Annotated in this window: 17 protein-coding genes; 4 read left to right on the top strand and 13 right to left on the bottom strand. The window is 62.6% G+C overall.

The window, feature by feature from the left end; translation table 11 throughout:
* Window positions 1-207: 207 nt before the first annotated feature.
* The 5 genes from LK434_RS00610 to asnS all read right to left on the bottom strand — a co-directional run bounded on the left by LK434_RS00610 (window position 208) and on the right by asnS (window position 6,044).
* Window positions 208-1,002: an ABC transporter ATP-binding protein gene (locus LK434_RS00610; RefSeq protein ID WP_006720957.1), complete on the bottom strand. Its 795-nt coding sequence runs from the start codon at window positions 1,000-1,002 to the stop codon at window positions 208-210.
* Window positions 995-1,915, bottom strand: a complete 921-nt coding sequence (locus LK434_RS00605) for an ABC transporter permease (RefSeq protein WP_006720956.1) — start codon at window positions 1,913-1,915, stop codon at window positions 995-997. The genes LK434_RS00610 and LK434_RS00605 overlap by 8 nt, the downstream gene beginning before the upstream one ends.
* Window positions 1,916-2,025: 110 nt before the next feature.
* Window positions 2,026-3,057, bottom strand: a complete 1,032-nt coding sequence (locus LK434_RS00600; RefSeq protein ID WP_006720955.1) for an ABC transporter substrate-binding protein — start codon at window positions 3,055-3,057, stop codon at window positions 2,026-2,028.
* Between the two features lie 163 nt (window positions 3,058-3,220).
* Window positions 3,221-4,234, bottom strand: coding sequence for an ABC transporter substrate-binding protein (locus LK434_RS00595; protein ID WP_040361156.1), 1,014 nt, complete (start codon window positions 4,232-4,234; stop codon window positions 3,221-3,223).
* Between the two features lie 406 nt (window positions 4,235-4,640).
* Window positions 4,641-6,044, bottom strand: coding sequence for an asparagine--tRNA ligase (gene asnS / locus LK434_RS00590; RefSeq protein ID WP_006720953.1), 1,404 nt, complete (start codon window positions 6,042-6,044; stop codon window positions 4,641-4,643).
* A 595-nt stretch (window positions 6,045-6,639) separates the two neighbouring features.
* On the opposite strand from asnS, the gene LK434_RS00585 reads away from it, so the two are divergent.
* Window positions 6,640-7,452: a tyrosine-protein phosphatase gene (locus tag LK434_RS00585; RefSeq protein WP_006720952.1), complete on the top strand. Its 813-nt coding sequence runs from the start codon at window positions 6,640-6,642 to the stop codon at window positions 7,450-7,452.
* Between the two features lie 105 nt (window positions 7,453-7,557).
* Here LK434_RS00585 and LK434_RS00580 read toward each other — a convergent pair whose 3' ends face one another.
* Together LK434_RS00580 and LK434_RS00575 are read right to left on the bottom strand one after the other, a co-directional pair.
* On the bottom strand, window positions 7,558-8,721 hold the full coding sequence (locus LK434_RS00580) for an ATP-binding protein (protein ID WP_006720951.1): 1,164 nt from the start codon (window positions 8,719-8,721) through the stop codon (window positions 7,558-7,560).
* Window positions 8,722-8,838: 117 nt separating this feature from the next.
* Window positions 8,839-9,519, bottom strand: coding sequence for a response regulator transcription factor (locus LK434_RS00575; protein ID WP_006720950.1), 681 nt, complete (start codon window positions 9,517-9,519; stop codon window positions 8,839-8,841).
* 221 nt (window positions 9,520-9,740) lie between these two features.
* Between LK434_RS00575 and LK434_RS00570 the strand changes: the two genes are divergently transcribed.
* The 3 genes from LK434_RS00570 to LK434_RS00560 all read left to right on the top strand — a co-directional run bounded on the left by LK434_RS00570 (window position 9,741) and on the right by LK434_RS00560 (window position 12,911).
* On the top strand, window positions 9,741-11,069 hold the full coding sequence (locus tag LK434_RS00570; protein WP_006720949.1) for an MFS transporter: 1,329 nt from the start codon (window positions 9,741-9,743) through the stop codon (window positions 11,067-11,069).
* Between the two features lie 151 nt (window positions 11,070-11,220).
* Window positions 11,221-12,045: a MerR family transcriptional regulator gene (locus LK434_RS00565; RefSeq protein WP_006720948.1), complete on the top strand. Its 825-nt coding sequence runs from the start codon at window positions 11,221-11,223 to the stop codon at window positions 12,043-12,045.
* Window positions 12,046-12,140: 95 nt separating this feature from the next.
* Window positions 12,141-12,911: a mechanosensitive ion channel family protein gene (locus LK434_RS00560; RefSeq protein ID WP_040361155.1), complete on the top strand. Its 771-nt coding sequence runs from the start codon at window positions 12,141-12,143 to the stop codon at window positions 12,909-12,911.
* Window positions 12,912-13,139: 228 nt separating this feature from the next.
* Here the strand turns inward: LK434_RS00560 and LK434_RS00555 are convergent, their stop codons facing one another.
* The 6 genes from LK434_RS00555 to secE form a co-directional block, all read right to left on the bottom strand.
* Window positions 13,140-14,435 (bottom strand): hypothetical protein, encoded by a 1,296-nt coding sequence (locus tag LK434_RS00555; RefSeq protein ID WP_006720946.1) that lies wholly within the window; start codon window positions 14,433-14,435, stop codon window positions 13,140-13,142.
* Window positions 14,432-14,782 (bottom strand): PadR family transcriptional regulator, encoded by a 351-nt coding sequence (locus LK434_RS00550; RefSeq protein WP_006720945.1) that lies wholly within the window; start codon window positions 14,780-14,782, stop codon window positions 14,432-14,434. The genes LK434_RS00555 and LK434_RS00550 overlap by 4 nt, the downstream gene beginning before the upstream one ends.
* Before the next feature lie 465 nt (window positions 14,783-15,247).
* The gene (gene rplA / locus LK434_RS00545) at window positions 15,248-15,958 is read right to left on the bottom strand and encodes a 50S ribosomal protein L1 (protein WP_006720943.1); all 711 of its coding nucleotides are present in this window, start codon (window positions 15,956-15,958) and stop codon (window positions 15,248-15,250) included.
* Window positions 15,959-16,053: 95 nt separating this feature from the next.
* Window positions 16,054-16,482 (bottom strand): 50S ribosomal protein L11, encoded by a 429-nt coding sequence (gene rplK, locus LK434_RS00540; protein WP_006720942.1) that lies wholly within the window; start codon window positions 16,480-16,482, stop codon window positions 16,054-16,056.
* A 124-nt stretch (window positions 16,483-16,606) separates the two neighbouring features.
* Entirely contained in the window at window positions 16,607-17,146 is a 540-nt protein-coding gene (nusG, locus tag LK434_RS00535) for a transcription termination/antitermination protein NusG (protein WP_006720941.1), read from the bottom strand.
* Window positions 17,147-17,150: 4 nt separating this feature from the next.
* Window positions 17,151-17,408 (bottom strand): preprotein translocase subunit SecE, encoded by a 258-nt coding sequence (secE, locus tag LK434_RS00530; RefSeq protein ID WP_006720940.1) that lies wholly within the window; start codon window positions 17,406-17,408, stop codon window positions 17,151-17,153.
* Window positions 17,409-17,471 lie beyond the last annotated feature (63 nt).

Raw genomic sequence — 17,471 nt, 5'->3', positions numbered from 1 at the left:
GCGCATTGGAATTGTGCTTTCTCGGCCTTGTACCCACAATCCCCGCTTAAGAAAAATGCCCATGGCTTCCTTCCAATTCAACCCGGTCAAACGGAAGGAAACCATGGGCAATGTGCGTACGGAGATAGGCCATGTCGGCGCGGGCTGAGGCGCCGTGCCGGAACGCCAGGGCGGATGCACGCCGTCAGGCAAGGAGCCCGGACGTTTCTAGCTCAGCAGCATGCGGTCGTTGGCGAGCTGGCCGCCGCTGACCTCCTCGAACTTCTGCAGCAGGTCGGGCACGGTCAGGGCGCGCTTCTCATCCCCGGCGACGTCGTAGATCACGCGGCCCTCATGCATCATGATGAGGCGGTTGCCCAGGCGAATGGCATCGTTCATGTTGTGGGTCACCATGAGGGTGGTGAGCTTGCGCTCGTCCACGATCTGCTCGGTGAGCTCGAGCACCTTCGAGGCGGTCTTGGGGTCGAGCGCCGCGGTGTGCTCATCGAGCAGCAGCACGCGCGGGTTGGTGAGCGTGGCCATGAGCAGCGTGAGCGCCTGGCGCTGGCCGCCGGACAGCAGGCCGACCTTGGCCTGCATGCGCGTCTCGAGTCCCAGGTCGAGCTTCTTGAGCAGCTCGGCGTACTCATCCCGCTCGGCGCGCGTGATGCCCCAGCGCAGGGTGCGGCGCTGACCGCGGCGCTTGGCCAGGGCGAGGTTCTCCTCGATCTGCATGTCCGCGGCGGTACCGCGCATGGGATCTTGAAACACGCGGCCCAGGTACTTGGCGCGCTTGGGCTCGGACAGGCGGGAGATGTCCTCGCCGTCGAGCTCCACGGTGCCGGAATCCAGCGGGTACACGCCGGCGATCATGTTGAGCAGGGTCGACTTGCCCGCGCCGTTGCCGCCGATCACCGTGACGAAGTCGCCGTCGGCAAGCGTGAGGTCCACGCCGGTGAGGGCGCGCTTCTCGGTGACGGTTCCGCGGTTGAAGGTCTTCTTGACGTGGGACAGCTTAAGCATCTGCCTCACCACCCTTCGAGTAGCTCGCGCGCAGCTTGAACCTCTCCCATACCACGGGCACGCACAGGGCGAGCGCGACGATGATGGCGGAGAGCAACTTCATGTCATTGGCGTCCATACCCATCTGGAGAACGATGGCGCGAATGAGGAAGTAGACCACGGATCCCGCCACGGCGGAGACCAGACGACTCTTGAAGCCCGTGAGCTTGCCGGGGGTGAGGCGGCCGAGCACCTCGCCGATGACGATGGCGGCGAGGCCGATGACGATGGCGCCCGTACCCATGCCGATGTCGGCGTACTTTTGGCTTTGGCAGATAAGACCGCCCGAGAGGCCCACCAACGCGTTGGACAGCATGAGGGCGATCATCTTGGTCCTGGCGGTGGAGACGCCCAGGGCGCGGATCATGTGCTCGTTGTTGCCCGTGGCGCGCAGGGCGCTGCCGATCTCGGTGCCGAAGAACCAGTACAGCAGGGCGATGATGAGCACCGCCACAATAAGGCCCACGATGATGGAGCCGGCGTTGGTGGAGAGGCCCGTCGCCTCCGTCATGCGGGAGAAAATCGTGTCATGCTGCAGCAGGGGCGTGTTGGACTTACCCATAATACGCAGGTTGACCGACCACAGGGCGATCTGCGTGAGGATACCGGCGAGAATTGCGGGAATCTCGAACACGGTGTGCAAAAAGCCCGTGACCGCACCGGCGAGCATACCGGCGAGCATCGCGGCGATGATCGCGACGAGGGGGTCGACCCCCGCGACGACGAGCACCGCGCAGACGCTTCCGCCGAGCGCGAAGCTGCCGTCAACCGTAAGGTCCGCGATATCGAGCAACTTGTAGGTGATGAACACACCAAGGACCATGATGCCCCAGAGAATGCCCTGGGAGACGGCGCCGAGTAGAGCACCACTCATGTTGTCCCTCCTTCAAATCGAGCCAAATGAACCCCGGCGGAGGTGTTCGCCGGGGCTCATCGCTTATGCGACAGTTACTGATGCGCCGGCCAAGATGCCGCGCACGCGCCCTATGCGCTCACGTCGGTGCCGCCGGCGTCGGCGAGGGAGCTCACGTCGATGCCGAGCTCGTCGGCGGTCTTCTGGTTGTAGACCAGGTCGCACTCGTCGACGGTCATGGTTTCGATGGGCATGTTGGCCGGATCGGCCCCCTCGGAAAGGATGCGCGCCGCCATCTCGCCCGCGCGGCGCCCCAACTCCTCGTAGTTGATGGAAATACTGGCAAGGCCGCCCGCCTCAACGTGCGCCACCTCTCCGCACACCGTGGGAACCTTGTTCTCGTTGGCGATGGAGGCGATCACGGTCATCGCGGAGGCGATGGTGTTGTCCGTGGGCGTGTAAATCGCGTCGACCTTGCCCATCATGGACTCGACCACCTGCTGGACCTCGTTGGAGCTGGAGGCGGTGTACTCGGCGCCTTCCATGCCGAGCTCATCGAGTTGCTCAGCGGCCAGGTCGATCTGGATCTTGGAGTTGGACTCGGCAGTGCAGTAGAGCAGGCCGACCTTCTTGGCGTCGGGGACCAACTGGTGAAGCAGGTCGATTTGGTCGGCAACGGGATTCATATCGGAAGTACCGGTGACGTTGCCGCCCGGGGCGTCGTTGTCCTCGACCAGCCCAGAGGCGGCGAAGTCGGTGATGGCAGTGCAGACGATGGGAATGTCGGAGGTTGCACCCGCGACCGCCTGGGCGGCAGGCGTGGCGATAGCGAGGATCAGGTCGCAATTCTCATTCACGAGCGTGCTCGCGATGGTCTGGCAAGCGGACTGGTCGTTCTGCGCATTCTGCTGGTTGATCTTGGCGTTGATGTCGGCAGCTTCGATCGCCTCGACAAAGCCCTTGTTAGCGGCATCGAGCGCCGGGTGCTCAGTGAGCTGTAGAACACCGATCTTGTACGAGGCGCGTGCGCCAGAAGCCGAACCGGCATCGGCGGCACCATCGCCACCGCAGCCGACAAGGCCGAGGCCACCTACAGCGGCGAGCGCAGCCGCGCCGACGACGCCCTTCGCGAGCGAGCGACGGGAACAGGTCATGTCATTCATGGGTATTCTCCTTGTGCGCCCCGGGGGGGCAAAAATCGTAAGATGAGCGACGGGGCTGCCGGGCGCGTCACGCGGGCGTAGAGCCCTGCGGAACAGGCATGCGGGCGCACTCGTGCCGCGGACGCAGTCGTGCCGTAAGGCGGATATCACTCGGATATGAACGTTAGACGATCCGGGCGTCCTCGAGGGCCGAGATGTCGACGCCGAGCGCGTCGGCCGTCGCCTGGTTCACGATGAGCTGGCACTCATCGCTCGACAGGTACTCGATGGGCATATCGGCGGGATCGGCGTCCTCGGCGAGGATCTTCACGGCCATCTCGCCCGCCTTATAGCCCAAGTCGTAATAGTTGATGCTATACGACGCCAGCCCTCCATCCTCGACCATGGTGTCGCAACCTACGATGACGGGAAGCTTGTTCTCATTGGCGACCATGGAGACGGTTGCCATGCCCGCAGCGATGGTGTTGTCGGTAGGAGCGTAAATAGCGTCGACCTTGCCGACCATGGATTCGACCATCTGCTGGATCTCATTGGAGGACGACACGGCGTACCGCTCGTGCGCGATGCCGGCCGCGTCTAGCGCCTCTTCGGCGAGCTGGACCTGAACCTCGGAGTTGGACTCCGCTGAGCAGAACAGGATGCCGACGGTCTTGGCGTCGGGCAGCAACTGGTGGAGCAGGTCGATCTGATCGGCGACGGGCGTGAGGTCCGAAGTGCCGGTGACGTTGCCGCCGGGCGCGTCGTTGGAGTCAACCAGGCCGCTCTCCGCATAGTCGGTAATGGCGGAACCCACCACGGGAATGTCGGAGGTGGCGCCGGCGACCGCCTGCGCGGCGGGCGTGGCGATGGCAAAGATCAGGTCGTCGCCGTCGTTCACGAGCTTGCTCGCGATGGTCTGGCAGGCGGACTGGGCGTTCTGGGCGTTCTGCTGGTCAATCTTGGCGTCGATGCCCGACTTTTCGATGGCAGCCACGAAGCCCTCGTTGGTCTGGTCGAGCGCGCCGTGCTCGGTGAGCTGCAGCACGCCGATCTTGTAGGTTCCGCTTGCGGCGGACGAGCCGCCCTCGCTGGAAGAGGAGCCCTCTGCGGAGGAGCCGCCGCCGCAACCAGCCAAGGCACCCGTGGCAAACAGGCCCGCTCCAAGGGTGATGAAATTCCTGCGCGAGATGCTCAGCATGGCGATCAACTCCGTTTCCTCTGTTCCGGGCTTCGCTCTCGCGGCGAAGCACTTTATCGCGAAAAAGCATGCAAGGGATATACTAGCGCGCTCACACAACCGCCACCACAACGTTAACGCTGTGTTAACAAGCGGGCAGCGTCTCAATCCACCGTGGTTTGAGGACAGAAATTCTATTCATCTACGGCCGCCCGGCGTTCCGTGACCGGGGCACCGGGCAGAATGCGATAGCTCGCACATACTGGAGAATAAGCGCGGGTATACTCTATACCCTCTACCACACGCAGAGATCTCCTCGAGGCCATCTCCGTCCAGCATTCGTTCGCCGCGAAACGCAAACAAGGGACTTTACACGTGAAATGCAAAGCCCCTTGTTGTGTTTCGTGTTAGGCCTATCAGCCGGACGCTAGAACTCGCAGCTGCCCACGGTGCGCGGGTGCGGCAGGACGTCGCGGATGTTGCCCACGCCCGTGAGGTACATCACCAGACGCTCGAAGCCCAGGCCAAAGCCCGCGTGCTTGCAGGTGCCGTAGCGACGCAGGTCCAGATAGTACTTGTACTGCTCCGGATCCATGCCCAGCTCGGCGATGCGACGCTCGAGCACGTCGAGGCGCTCCTCGCGCTGGGAGCCGCCGATGATCTCGCCGATGCCGGGCACCAGGCAGTCCGCGGCGGCGACGGTCTTGCCGTCGTCGTTCAGGCGCATGTAGAACGCCTTGATCTCGGCCGGGTAGTCGGTCACGAAGGTCGGGCACTTGAAGTGCTCCTCGGTGAGGAAGCGCTCGTGCTCGGTCTGCAGGTCGATGCCCCAGCTCACGGGGTAGTCGAACGTGTGGCCTGCGGAAACGGCCTGCTCCAGGATCTCGACGGCCTCGGTGTAGGTCACGCGGGCGAAGTCGGAGTTCGCCACGTGAGTCAGGCGCTCGATGAGGCCTTTGTCCACGAACTTGTTGAGCATGGCGAGCTCGTCGGGGCAGCGGTCCATGACGTCGCGGATAACGTACTTGAGCATGTCCTCGGCGAGGTTCATGTCGTCGGCGAGGTCGGCGAAGGCGATCTCGGGCTCGATCATCCAGAACTCGGCGGCGTGGCGCGTGGTGTTGGAGTTCTCGGCGCGGAACGTGGGGCCGAAGGTGTACACGTCGCCGAAAGCCATGGCGAAGTTCTCGGCGTTGAGCTGGCCGGAAACGGTGAGCGAGGCAGCAGTGCCGAAGAAATCCTGGCTGAAGTCCACGTTGCCCTTATCGTCCAGCGGCGGGTTGGCCGGATCGATGGTGGTGACGTGGAACATCTCGCCGGCGCCCTCGCAGTCGCTCGCGGTGATGATCGGCGTATTCACGTAGACGAAGCCGCGGTCCTGGAAGAAGCGATGGATGGCCGCAGCGGCAACGGAGCGCACGCGGAAGACGGCGCGGAAGAGGTTGGTGCGCGGGCGCAGGTGCTGCTGGGTGCGCAGGAACTCCACGGTGGCGCGCTTCTTCTGCAGCGGGTAATCGGGCGCGGAGACACCCTCGACCACGATCTCGGTCGCAGCGAGCTCGAAGGGCTGGGGCGCGTCCGGGGTGAGCTTGAGCTCGCCGGTGCACACGAGGGCGGCGGAGACGTTCTGGTGCGCGATCTCGTCGTAGTTGGCGAGCGACTCGCGGTTCATAACGACCTGCAAGTCTTTGAAGCAGCTGCCGTCGTTCAGGGTAACGAAGCCGAAGTTCTTCATGTCGCGGACGGACTTGACCCATCCGGCCACCGTCACGGTCTGCCCGCCGAGCGCCTCAGCGTCGGCGTAGAGCTGGGCGATCTTGGTGCGATCCATGCATGCTCCCTCGCGTAGGTTCAACGATTCAACAGCTCACCATTGTACCAGCGAAATGGAGGTCGGGCACCCGTAGGTCCAGCGCGATGGGGGCCGGGCACACGTAGGCACCAGCAAAGCGCGGGTGGACACCCGCAGTGGCGGCGCGGATACCCGCGCAAGCCCACGCGGATCCAGCGGCCCTCTCAAGCGGACACCCGCAGCAATGGCAACGACGACACAGCTACCCGCGCAGGTCCCCACAGATCCCGCGGTCCTCGCAAGTGGGTGCCCGCAGCGGCGATGGTGGCGAACGGGCGACTGCCCATGCGCGCGATGAAGACAGATAGGAGCTTGCGCGTGTTTGACGAGAGCTTGCGCGCGCCCGGAAACATGGGAGCACGGACGTTTTCTTGCGACCTCACAGCATGGTCCAACGCCAGGCAGCGCTTGTCGTGTCTCAAATCGGGCGAAAATGTAACGAATAACGAGACACCCTGAGTAGACCGTGTTTTTTCACGGCAAAACTCCAGTTGGCCATCTCCAAATCAGGCGTCTACTCGGACAATGAAGATTCTCGTTACATTTTCGCCCGATTTGAGACACGGAGGTTCATATGGCTCATAACTTTTGGGGCGACGAGCTCCCCTCTCGCGTTGACCTGCCGCCGGAGGCGCCCGCTGAGCGCCCCGGATACGGCCGCATCGACTTTGAAAAGCTGCCCAACACGCGCGATCTGGGTGGCATGGTCGGCGCGGACGGTCGACGCGTCAAGCATGGGCACCTGTTGCGCTCCGGCACCCTGGGCTTTGGCTCCGACGCCGACATCGCGCGTTTGCGCGATGAATACGACCTGCGGCTCGTCGTCGACTTCCGCAACCTTATCGAGCTCTCCGAGTTGCCTGATCCCATGGACCGCATCCCGCAGGCCCGCTTCCTCCACGCCGAGATCTTCTCCGACCAACAGGTGGGCGTGACGCAGGAGCACACCAAGACCGAGTTCGAGTACCGTCTCGAAGCCCTGGCCGAGGGCGACCCCATCGAGTTCATGACACTGTTGTACCCCCACATGCTCATCGACGAGACGGGTATCGAGGGCTACCGTTCCTTTGTCCGCGCGGTGCTCGACGCCAAGGATGGATCCGCGCTGTGGCATTGCTACGTGGGACGCGACCGCTGCGGGATGGGCTCGGCCCTCGTCGAGACGATGCTCGGCGTGAGCCGTGATGACATCCTGAACGACTACCTTGCCACCAACCTGTACGCCCCCATCGAGCTCACGCTGGACTCCCCCGCCTCACGCTGCTATTTTGAAGCCGTCGAGCAGGCACTCGAACCACGTGGGGGCTTTATGGGCTACCTCACGGGCACCCTGGGTATCACGGAGGCCGAAATCACCGCGTTCCGCGAGCGGCATCTCGAACCGTAATTCAGTCTGCACGAGACGGGCGCGACCCTTTTTCTCAGGTCGCGCCCGTCATTGTTATTCGAGCTATTCCTTCTCAAATGGCGTCTTTCCGGCCCGCGTTCCCCCCTACTTCGACTCCTCCGGCGAGTCACCTGCAGCACGTTCCGCCCCCTCCAAGCAAAAGCCCTCCGCGTCGCCCACCGAATCATCCGACGGGACATCTGATGGAGCGTCCGGCGATGTCACCAATTCGAGCAGCGCACAGGTCCGTGCGGCGAGCTCGTCGATATCGGCGCGCATGTTAGCCGTCCATCGGTCCTGACTCGCCACCGTCTCGTCGCCATTCGCAACCAGCGCGTCGAGATTTGAGGACAACGACGCCATGGGAGTCTTGAGCTCATGCGATGCCTTGATAAGGAACTCGCGCTGGCGAGCCTGCGACTCCGCCACCGGCACCAGCGCACGGTCGATGATCTTGCGACACGTTATGACGAGAAGGGCGCAGCCGACCACGCCCGCAACGACCAGCACAACCGCCAAGCGCTCCAGTTGCCGCACCGAGGGAGTGATGTCCGAGAAGGTGAACACGCGGGCGGCAACGTATCCGTCCTTCTCGTAATCCGCCAAATCACCGTTCGGATACACCGCCACTTCGTCATGTGCGCCAGGTTGTTCAGGATCGTAGTTGGGATTTGTCACGAAAATCCAGGTAGTCCACCGCCATGTCATATTTCCCAGCTCTACGCGCTGTGGAGCCATGCGGTCCGATCCAGCCTCGCGATCGGCGATTGCGGTCCTTACGAGCTTTGCGACATTCCATTCATTCCACGCGCTATCGCCACCATCATCCCCCGAGAGCACGTTTCTCGGCGGCACGGCGAACGTCATCGAGCCATCCTCAAACACCATGACCGAAAACGACGTGTTAACTGGACTTCCCATCTCCACGTTGCCATCCGGAGCCGATGCACTCGAACGATACTTGGAAAAGGAACTTGTATCCGCCTCTTCTCGTTCATACGCGGACTTAAGCGCCCCGAGCACCTCATCCTCCGCGACAAGTTTGGCGGCGATCAGGTCCTCTGCTTGACGTGCCTCCATGCGCATATTCGCAAGCTCCGCGTTATTCACTTCGCGAGCGGTTAGAGCGCTCGCCACCCACGAAGCAGCAAGGGTTATCACGAGCACGCCGCATGTGAGAACCGATGAAAGGCGCCACAAGCGACCCCGCAGGCGCCGCAGGTTCACGTCCTTATACTCAACCGCCGTCTCCGCCTTTTGCCCACGCATCCCGCTTCCTCCTTACAACGTCTCAGATTTGCCGAATCAATAGCCCTTTGCGATGAAGCCACTCTCGAAGTCGCATATTCTTGACGCAGATATGCTCCCTCCGTCACCTCGGTCACGTCAGCGCTCCACCAGGCGATATCCCACACCGCGCACCGTCTCGATACGCGCCGGGGCACCGCATGCCTCGAGCTTGTCGCGCAGGGCGTGGACTAGCACCTCGAGCCGGTTCTCGTCGGCGCAAACGGTCGGGCCCCATACGCGCGCCATCAGCGCACTCCTGGCAACCGCGCTGCCCGCGCGCCGCATAAGCGCCTCAAGCAGCTGCGACTCCCTTTCGGTGAGCTCAAGGGCCTCGGAGCTTCCCTTGCACGCCACGGTGCGCTCGACGCCGTCGAGCCGCATGCCGCAGGCCTCGATCGCATTCCCCGCGCGATACGTCGCCGGCCGACGCGTGACCGCGCGAATACGCGCCAGCAGCTCGCTGGCGTGAAACGGCTTGGACAGGTAGTCATCGGCGCCCGCATCGAGTCCCGCCACCCGGTCGCCCACGCCCTGGCGCGCCGTGAGCAAGATCACCGGCACCGTCTCGCCCGCAGCGCGCAGTTCGCGCAGCACGTCCATGCCGCTCATATCCGGCAGCATGATGTCGAGCAGGACCACGTCATACGCCCCGGACGTGGCCATGCCCAGACCGTCGAACCCCGTCTGCGCGACGTCCGCGCCATATCCGCTCTTGCGCAGGATCTCAGCGACCGCCTCCGCCAGGCGAGGCGTATCTTCCACAAGCAACACGCGCATGACCGGCCTCCCCACATGGCGTCCCAACGGGTCTTCTCGTCCCGCCTTTCTCTTCGTAGCTGAGGATACCCGACCAACCTGAAAGGAAGCTGAGGGCTTCGCCGAATGGCGCATCACGCGGTACGTGAAGCATTTGTGAGCCGCTTTGACCCCGACGTTGCGTCATGGTTTTCAATGCTCGCAACGGCGGGATGTACCGCCCTGCATAGCAAGGAGAACCCATGCTCAAAGGAGCCGTCCTGCGCTACCTCATCTCCGACGCGCTCTCGCTGACTGGCAACTCGATCGCGGGCGTGGTCTTGCCGCTCGTGCTGCTCGCCCGCACCGGCGACGCGCTGGCGGCGGGCTCGCTCGCACTCATCTGCGCGATTCCCCAATTCATATGCGGCATCTTGGGCGGCGCGCTGCTCGACCGCGCAAACCGCAAGGTCGTGTGCGTGGCCTCCGACCTCATCTCGGCCGCGAGCGTCGCGCTCATCCCCATTGTCGACGGCATATGGGGCTTGTCGTTTGGCTGGTTCGTCGCCCTGGGGCTGCTCGGCGCCGTGGGCGATGTTCCCGGCATGACGGCGCGCGACGCCCTGCTGCCCGAGGTCTGCGAGCGCGAGGGCGTCGACTTGCAGCAATTTGTGGGCGCCAGCCAGTCCCTGGGCTCCCTCGTGACCATAGCCGGACCGGCGCTGGCGGCGCTCCTTATCGGCATCATGCCCGACGTCGACGCCCTATGGGTCACCGCCACCTGCTCCTGCGCCGCAGCGGCCGCAAGTGCCACCCTGCCTCGCGGCGTGGGTGCCATCAAGGCGACGAGCCCGCGGCCAGAGGCCAGCGCCGCCGACGCCCCGAAAACCATCTCCCCCACGGCAGACGCCGCTCGGGCGGTTCCTCTGAGGACCCTCATCACGACCGCCCGCTCCGTTCTCACCGACGGCCTTTCCGAGCTTTTCGGCCGCAGCGCGCTGCTCCGCGCCTCGGTGCTTCTCTCCTTTGGCGTCTCCATGGTCATGACCAGCTGGCAGGGCATCGTGCTTCCCGCGTACTTCACGCAAAGCGGCACCCCGCAACTCACCGGCCTGTTCATCTCCGCCATGGGAGTCGGCATGCTCGTGGGTTCCCTGGCATACACCGCGCTTTCGGGCCGGCTCTCTCGACGCGCCTGGTTCGTCATCTCCCTCCTCGGCATGTGCGTTGGCGCCGTCGGCATGGGACTGCTCCCCGATGCGCCCCTGCTGTTCGCCAGCGCCGCCATTCTGGGGCTATTCGCAGGGCCCATGTCCGCGCTTCTCGGGTTTTTCGCGTTCAACTGCGTGTCGCAGGAGCGCCGCGGCTCCGCCCTGGGAACGCTCAACGCGCTCTACCTCATCATCGGGCCCATGGGGACCTTCCTTGGCTCCACGCTCATATCGAGCATTCAGATTGACGCCACGGGTCTCGTGCTCGCCGGGCTTTGGATTGCCGTGACCGTTGTTGCGCTCGCGTCCCCCGCATTGCGCGACCTTGGTGATCATCCGAGCTCAGCCGGGGTACAAGCCGAACAGGAAGGCGCTGTCTAGCACGCAACTCCCAGGCAACATCGCCTGGCCGGCGCGCCCAGCCACCATTGCCGGACCGATATCGAGCGGGCAACGCCGTCAGGACGGCCTCCCACATCGCAGCAACGCGCTCGCCCCCATCAAGTCGCACAGAAAGGAACGCGAAGACCGCATGAGAAGCAGCGAACTCGCCCATATGGCAGGCGTGAGCGTCCGCACGCTGCGGCACTATCACGCCATCGGGCTGCTACCCGAACCCGAGCGGACCTCATCCGGATACCGCACCTACGAGGCCACCCATCTGCTGCGGCTTCTGCGCATTCGGCAACTCGCGTCGCTCGGCTTTTCCCTCGAGCAGATCGGCCCCATGCTCGATGAGCTCGACGCCGAGCGCGTCCAGGGCGACTCGCTCGGACCGGGCGCACAGGACCTCCTGGACGAACTGGACCAGCGACTTGAAGAGCAGATCTCGCAGCTGGAGCACCAACGTGAGCTCATCCGGCACATCCGCACCCGACACGCCGACCCAGACTACCCCGAACGCGCCATGCGCGTGCTCGATGCCGTCAATGCCTTCGAGCGGCAGACCCATGAATTCGGCTTTCTGCTCAACGCCCTCACCGAGGACGACCGCATCGCCATGGGCATCGCCGCGCACCTCTACACCGACGGTGAGCTCGCCGAGATCGAGCGCATCTTTCGCGCCATACCAGAGCGCGGACTCACCGATGAATACCTGCGCGTCAGCAAACTTATGGACACGCTTCCCGGCAACGCGAGCCCCGCGCAACGCGAACACGCCATCGGCGCGGGCATGGCGTTTTTGGAGAAGATCGCCGACTGCATGGACCCCGGCAACTGGCTCAGACCGGACAAGGACTACGAGCGCATGCTCGAGAACATGACCATGGTGCACTACAACGATGCGCAGATCGCGGCGTCGGACGAGCTCTTTTTGAGGTTCACCCGCCTGCTCGCAAAACGCGCAGGCGGGTGAGCGGGCCCGCCCCTCTTGCACGCGCTGAATCCCACGCGGCGTCTTTGGGTAGGGTATAGGGAGCATCGTATCCCCTCGTGGTTTGGGAGGTCGTTTTGGACGGCTTATTCAAGTTCTTTGCCCACCCGTTTGTCCAGAGCCTTCTGTGGGCCATCGCACTCGCCTTTGCGACGCACGTGGTTTCCAGCATCGCGGCGCGCGCACTGCAGCATTTCCTCAATCGCGATGACAACCCGCTCCCCAGCTCGAGCATCATCGTCAACATCGTTCGCGGGGTGATTTGGGCCACCGGCGCGAGCATCATCCTCGATGCCTGCTTTGGCGTGAACGCAAACGCCCTCGTGGCCGCCCTTGGCGTCGGCGGCATCGCCGTCTCGCTCGGCTTCCAGGACACGCTCTCCAACCTCATCGGCGGACTGCAGGTGACCTTTATGGGCATCGTCAAGCCCGGCGACAACATCGAGGTGGGAGCCGAGGCGGGCGTGGTGCAGGACGTGACCTGGCGCCACACGACCATCCGCGACGCCATGGGGCAGACGGTCATCATCCCCAATTCGATCATCTCCAAGACGGCCCTGGTGCACTTGCTGCCTGCTAGTCGCGTAAGTGTTCCCTTTGCCGTTCCACGCCTGCGTGAGGATGGCAGCGCCCGTGCATCCGACATGGACGGCCTGGCCGACGAGCTCACTCAGCTCGCGCGCACCGCCGCGTCCTCCGTCTCCCCCGTCATCGATGGCCCTCGTGTGCTGTTCTCCGAGATCTCCGAGCTCGGCATAAAGGGCAAGATCATTTTACAGGTCGAGGACGCCTCCAAGACGAGCGCCGCCGCCGACGCCATCGTGCGCGCCATCGCCGCACTCGTGTAACCGCCAAACAGAGCGCAGCTCATCCTGGCGTTCGTGCCCCTTGCGACGCACTCCCTCACAAGCAACAGGGGCTCGCGGATCACCCTCCGCGAGCCCCTGTTTTGCATCTGCCGGACTTTACCGTTTGGCATCTGCTGTACTTTACCGTTTGACGTGAGCGCTTGGCATGGGCGCAAAGCACTCTAGTCGGCCTGCGCCCCGTGAGGCGTCGCCTTGAGTATCAAACTCCTAATCCCACTCACGCTCAGCCGCATCCAGCATGTGGGCGATGAACTTACGGCGATAGAGGCTATCCTCCTTGAGCTGCGTCCAGCCCGTCTCGTTGATCAACGCGTCATCCAAGCGCACCCCATAGCAATTCTGCACGGTGTCGCGGCTAAACACGTAGTAGCTCTCGTCCAGCGGATCATCGCGCTCCGTTACCGTGATCTGAATCTCGTTGACGAAGGGCATGGCGCAGAACAGCGCGGTCACATCGTAGGCCAGGGCAGCGTCAACCGAGTCGCCATCGAGCGCCTCTGGCAGCTCGCGATATGCCAAGCTCAGCACGTCGACGCCCTTCGTCACGTCAATCCCACTCGCATATTCGCCCATGGGAAGCACGCCGACAAGCGCCTCCACCGCCTTCGCATCGCTGAGGTCGGTGTTGGCGTAGGGGGCAACATCGCCATAGCCCGCATTGACCACGTCCCTGGCCAGCTCGTCGCCAAGCTCGCCGTCAATCCAAACCTGCCCCTGCTCGTCCACGCGTATCTCATCGTTTGCATGCGAGCGACTTTCATCCACGTTGGAAGACTGCGACTCGCCCTTACTTGCATCGGTGCTGTCCGGGGTTGGTACCACGTCGACATCCTCAATCGAGTCGTCCAGATCGTCCCACGTGTCGACCAGACCCGTAGCGCCAAACATGAGCGCCCCGATAATTCCCAATGCGATGACGAACGCCACGGCACCGACGCAGCCCCATGGCCACAGCTTGCGCGTTCTCGCCGCGCCGCCAACATCCTGAGCACCGTCCCCATTCGAGGTGGGCGGCACGGGAACGCCCGGGGTTTGGTGCGCATGGGGTCCCTTGCCGGCATCGGCCGCATCTTGCACGCTGCCCGCCACCTGCTCATCGGCGTCAAGGGGACGCACCGCCTCGGCGGCATCCTGATGATGACCGCACTCGCTCGAGCCTGAGGTGCACGTAGAGCCGTCCTCGGCATGAGGATCCCGCAGGACAGATGCACCACCACTCGCCTTGACCGATTCCGCCTCGGAGACGTTCGTTCCGGGCCCCTCAGCACCGTTCCCCGCGTTGCCGGCCATTGCCTCCGCATCCCTGCCCTCAAGTACATCATCGACACTCGTGATGCTCTCCTTGGTGCGGCGAAGCGCCTCGGCTTCAGGCACGCCCTCGGAGAGGAGGTCCTCGTAACGCGCCACGAGGTTGCCGAAGATCTCCTCTTTAAGCTCGATGTTCTCAGGCGTGAGCACTTTACCCTCAAACAAGTGCTCCACGTACATGCGCAGCTCGTTCATCGTGCGCTCCCTTCCTGGTTAAGCAAGCGATCGATAATCTTGCGGACTCGAATCCAGCGCTCAGTCGCCTCACTCAGCTCCTGAACACCAGCCGATGTAATGCGATAGTACTTACGGCGAGCGCCCTGGGTCTCACTGCCCCAATAACTCTCGACAAATCCCTGCGATTCCAATCGCTTGAGACTTGTATAGAGCGAGGGTTCCTTCATCTCATACTCGCCCCGACTCGCCAGAGCGATTCCTTTGAGAATCTCATACCCGTAGTTGTCGCCTTCCGAAAGCGAGCACAGGATGATCGCATCGATGTTTCCCCGTATCAAGTCGCTCACCGCATCACGCGTTGCCATACAAGTCACCTCCTTGCAATCATGGTTGCTTCGATGACTATAGTATAGCCAAGAGTACTATGTCTGTCGATGTACTTTGGTTTATACGGTAAAAGATGTCGAATGAGACGTGAACGGTAACCCTTTGAATCTGATTGTGCATCGCAAGTGAAGCACCACCGTTTAAAGCATGGCAATGATATGCATGTAAAGCCAGACAGCGGTATGCATGGAGAATCTGACAACGACAAACATGTAGAGCCAGACAACGACATATATAGAGCATTGCAACGACATGCATGGAGAGCCTGGCAACGACAGATATGTAGGGTCAGACGACGACAAACATGGAGAGGCAGGTAACGATGCTCGCACGCGATTCCAGGGTGCTACACCGATCTATCAAATCGGACCCGAGCTATAAAAAACCCGGTCCGCACATGCGAACCGGGTTTTCCGAGTCAAAAGGGGTAAGCGAATTAACGCTTAGGCCTCCATGAAGTTGCGCTGGACGGCGGAGTCGACCTTGACGCCAGGGCCCATGGTGGAGGACACGGAGATGCTCTTCACATACTTGCCCTTGGCGGAAGCAGGCTTCACACGGAGGATCTCGGTGTAGAGAGCAGCGTAGTTCTCCACGAGCTTCTGCTCGTCGAAGGAGACCTTGCCCAGCGGCACGTGGCAGATGCCGTAACGGTCGGCACGATACTCAACGCGGCCAGCCTTGAGCTCGGAGACCATCTTGGCAACGTCCATGGTCACGGTGCCGAGCTTGGGGTTCGGCATGAGGCCACGGGGGCCGAGGATCTTACCGATGCGACCGACCTTGGCCATCATCATCGGGGTGGCGATGGCGGCGTCGAAGTTGATCTCGCCCTTCTGGATCTGCGCGATCAGCTCGTCGGAACCGATGACGTCGGCACCAGCCTCGGCGGCCTGCTCAGCCTGGGCGCCCTCGGCGAACACGGCGACGCGAACAGTCTTGCCGGTGCCGTGAGGCAGGGAGATGGAGCCGCGGATGTTCTGATCGGCCTTACGAGTGTCGATGCCCAGACGGAAGTGAGCCTCGACGGTCTCGTCGAACTTGGCGCTGGAGAGCTCCTTGACGAGCTTCACAGCCTCAAGCGGGGTGTAGAGGGCAGCGCGGTCAATCTTGGCCGCAGCCTCACGGAACTTCTTGCCATGCTTGTTAGCCATGTCAATACCTCCTGTGGTGCAATCGGGGACGAACCCCCTCCCACATCAGTCATGCGCCCGGATGGCACATGAATTACCAAAAGAAACCGAAGAAGTTACTCGGCGATGGTGACACCCATGGAGCGAGCGGTGCCGGCAACGATCTTCTTGGCGGCGTCGATGTCGTTCGCGTTGAGGTCGGGCATCTTGATCTCGGCGATCTTGGTGAGCTGCTCATCGGTGAGCTGGCCGACCTTATCGCGCTGAGGAACAGCGGAACCGCTCTTGAGCTTGAGCTCCTTCTTGATGAGGTGAGCCGCCGGCGGGGTCTTGCACACGAAGTCGAACGTGCGGTCCTCGAAAACGGTGATGACGACCGGGATGACGTCGCCCATCTTGTCCTGCGTGGCAGCGTTGAACGCTTGGCAGAACTGCATGATGTTGACCTGGGCGGCACCGAGGGCGGGGCCCACCGGAGGAGCCGGGTTGGCCTGGCCGGCCGGAATCTGAAGCTTGATGACGGTGGCGATCTTCTTCTCTGCCATGTCACACCTTCCTTGTACGTGAAGTATCTGAAATCAAATATCGTCAGCGCACGTTCGCTAGAAGCACGGGCACCGATGAGCGGTCGGGACCGAAGCGCTCAAGCGCGGACAAACGAATAGGGCGCTAAGCGATGACCGTAATCTGGTCAAAGCTCAGCTCGACAGGCGTCTCGCGGCCGAAGATCATCAGCGTGACCTTGACCTTGGCAGCCTCGGGCATAACCTCGGAGACCTTACCGTCGAAGTCGGAGAGCGGACCTGAGATAACACGGACCGAGGTGCCAACCTCGATGTCGACCACGGCACGCTTGGGAGCAGCGCCGCCCTTGTCGGTCTTGCGCATCATCTTGTTGTACTCATCACGAGAAAGCGGAGCGGGCTTGCCGCTGCCACCGAGGAAACCGGTTACGCCGGGAGTGTTGCGGACGCACGTCCAGGCGTCGTCGTCCATCTCCATGCGAACAAGCACGTAGCCGGGGAAGATCTTGACATCCTTCTCGTCGCGCTTGCCGCCCTCTTTGAGCTCGGTGACGCGCTCGGTGGGGATCTGGATATCAAAGATACGATCCTGCATGCCCATGGTCTCGATGCGATGCTCGAGATCGGACTTGACGCGGTTCTCGTACCCAGAGTAGGTGTGAACGACGTACCAACGCTTGGACATCTACTTACCCCCTCAGGCTCGCGAAGAGCACGAGGCCCTCGCTGATGACAATATCGAGAAGAGCGATGGCGACACCGACGACGACGAGCGAAACGCATACGGCAATCGTGTAGTTAACGAGCTCGTTCTTAGTTGGCCACACAACGCGCTTCATCTCAGAGCGAACAGAGGCCATATACGCCTTAGCGCGAGCGATGAAGCCAGGCTTCTTGGTGGTCTTCTTCGTCTTCTCAGGAGACTTGGTGCTCTTCTTGTTGGCCATGATGGCTTACCTCCGCGCGTATATGCGCCTATACATTAGAAACCGTAAGCCTCCGAAGAGGCT

Origin of the sequence: Collinsella stercoris DSM 13279, from assembly GCF_020735465.1 — a bacterium.
In the GTDB taxonomy this organism is placed as follows: Bacteria; Actinomycetota; Coriobacteriia; order Coriobacteriales; family Coriobacteriaceae; genus Collinsella; species Collinsella stercoris.
Note: the sequence above shows the minus strand (reverse complement) of the source record. Positions and strands in the feature narration are given on the sequence as shown.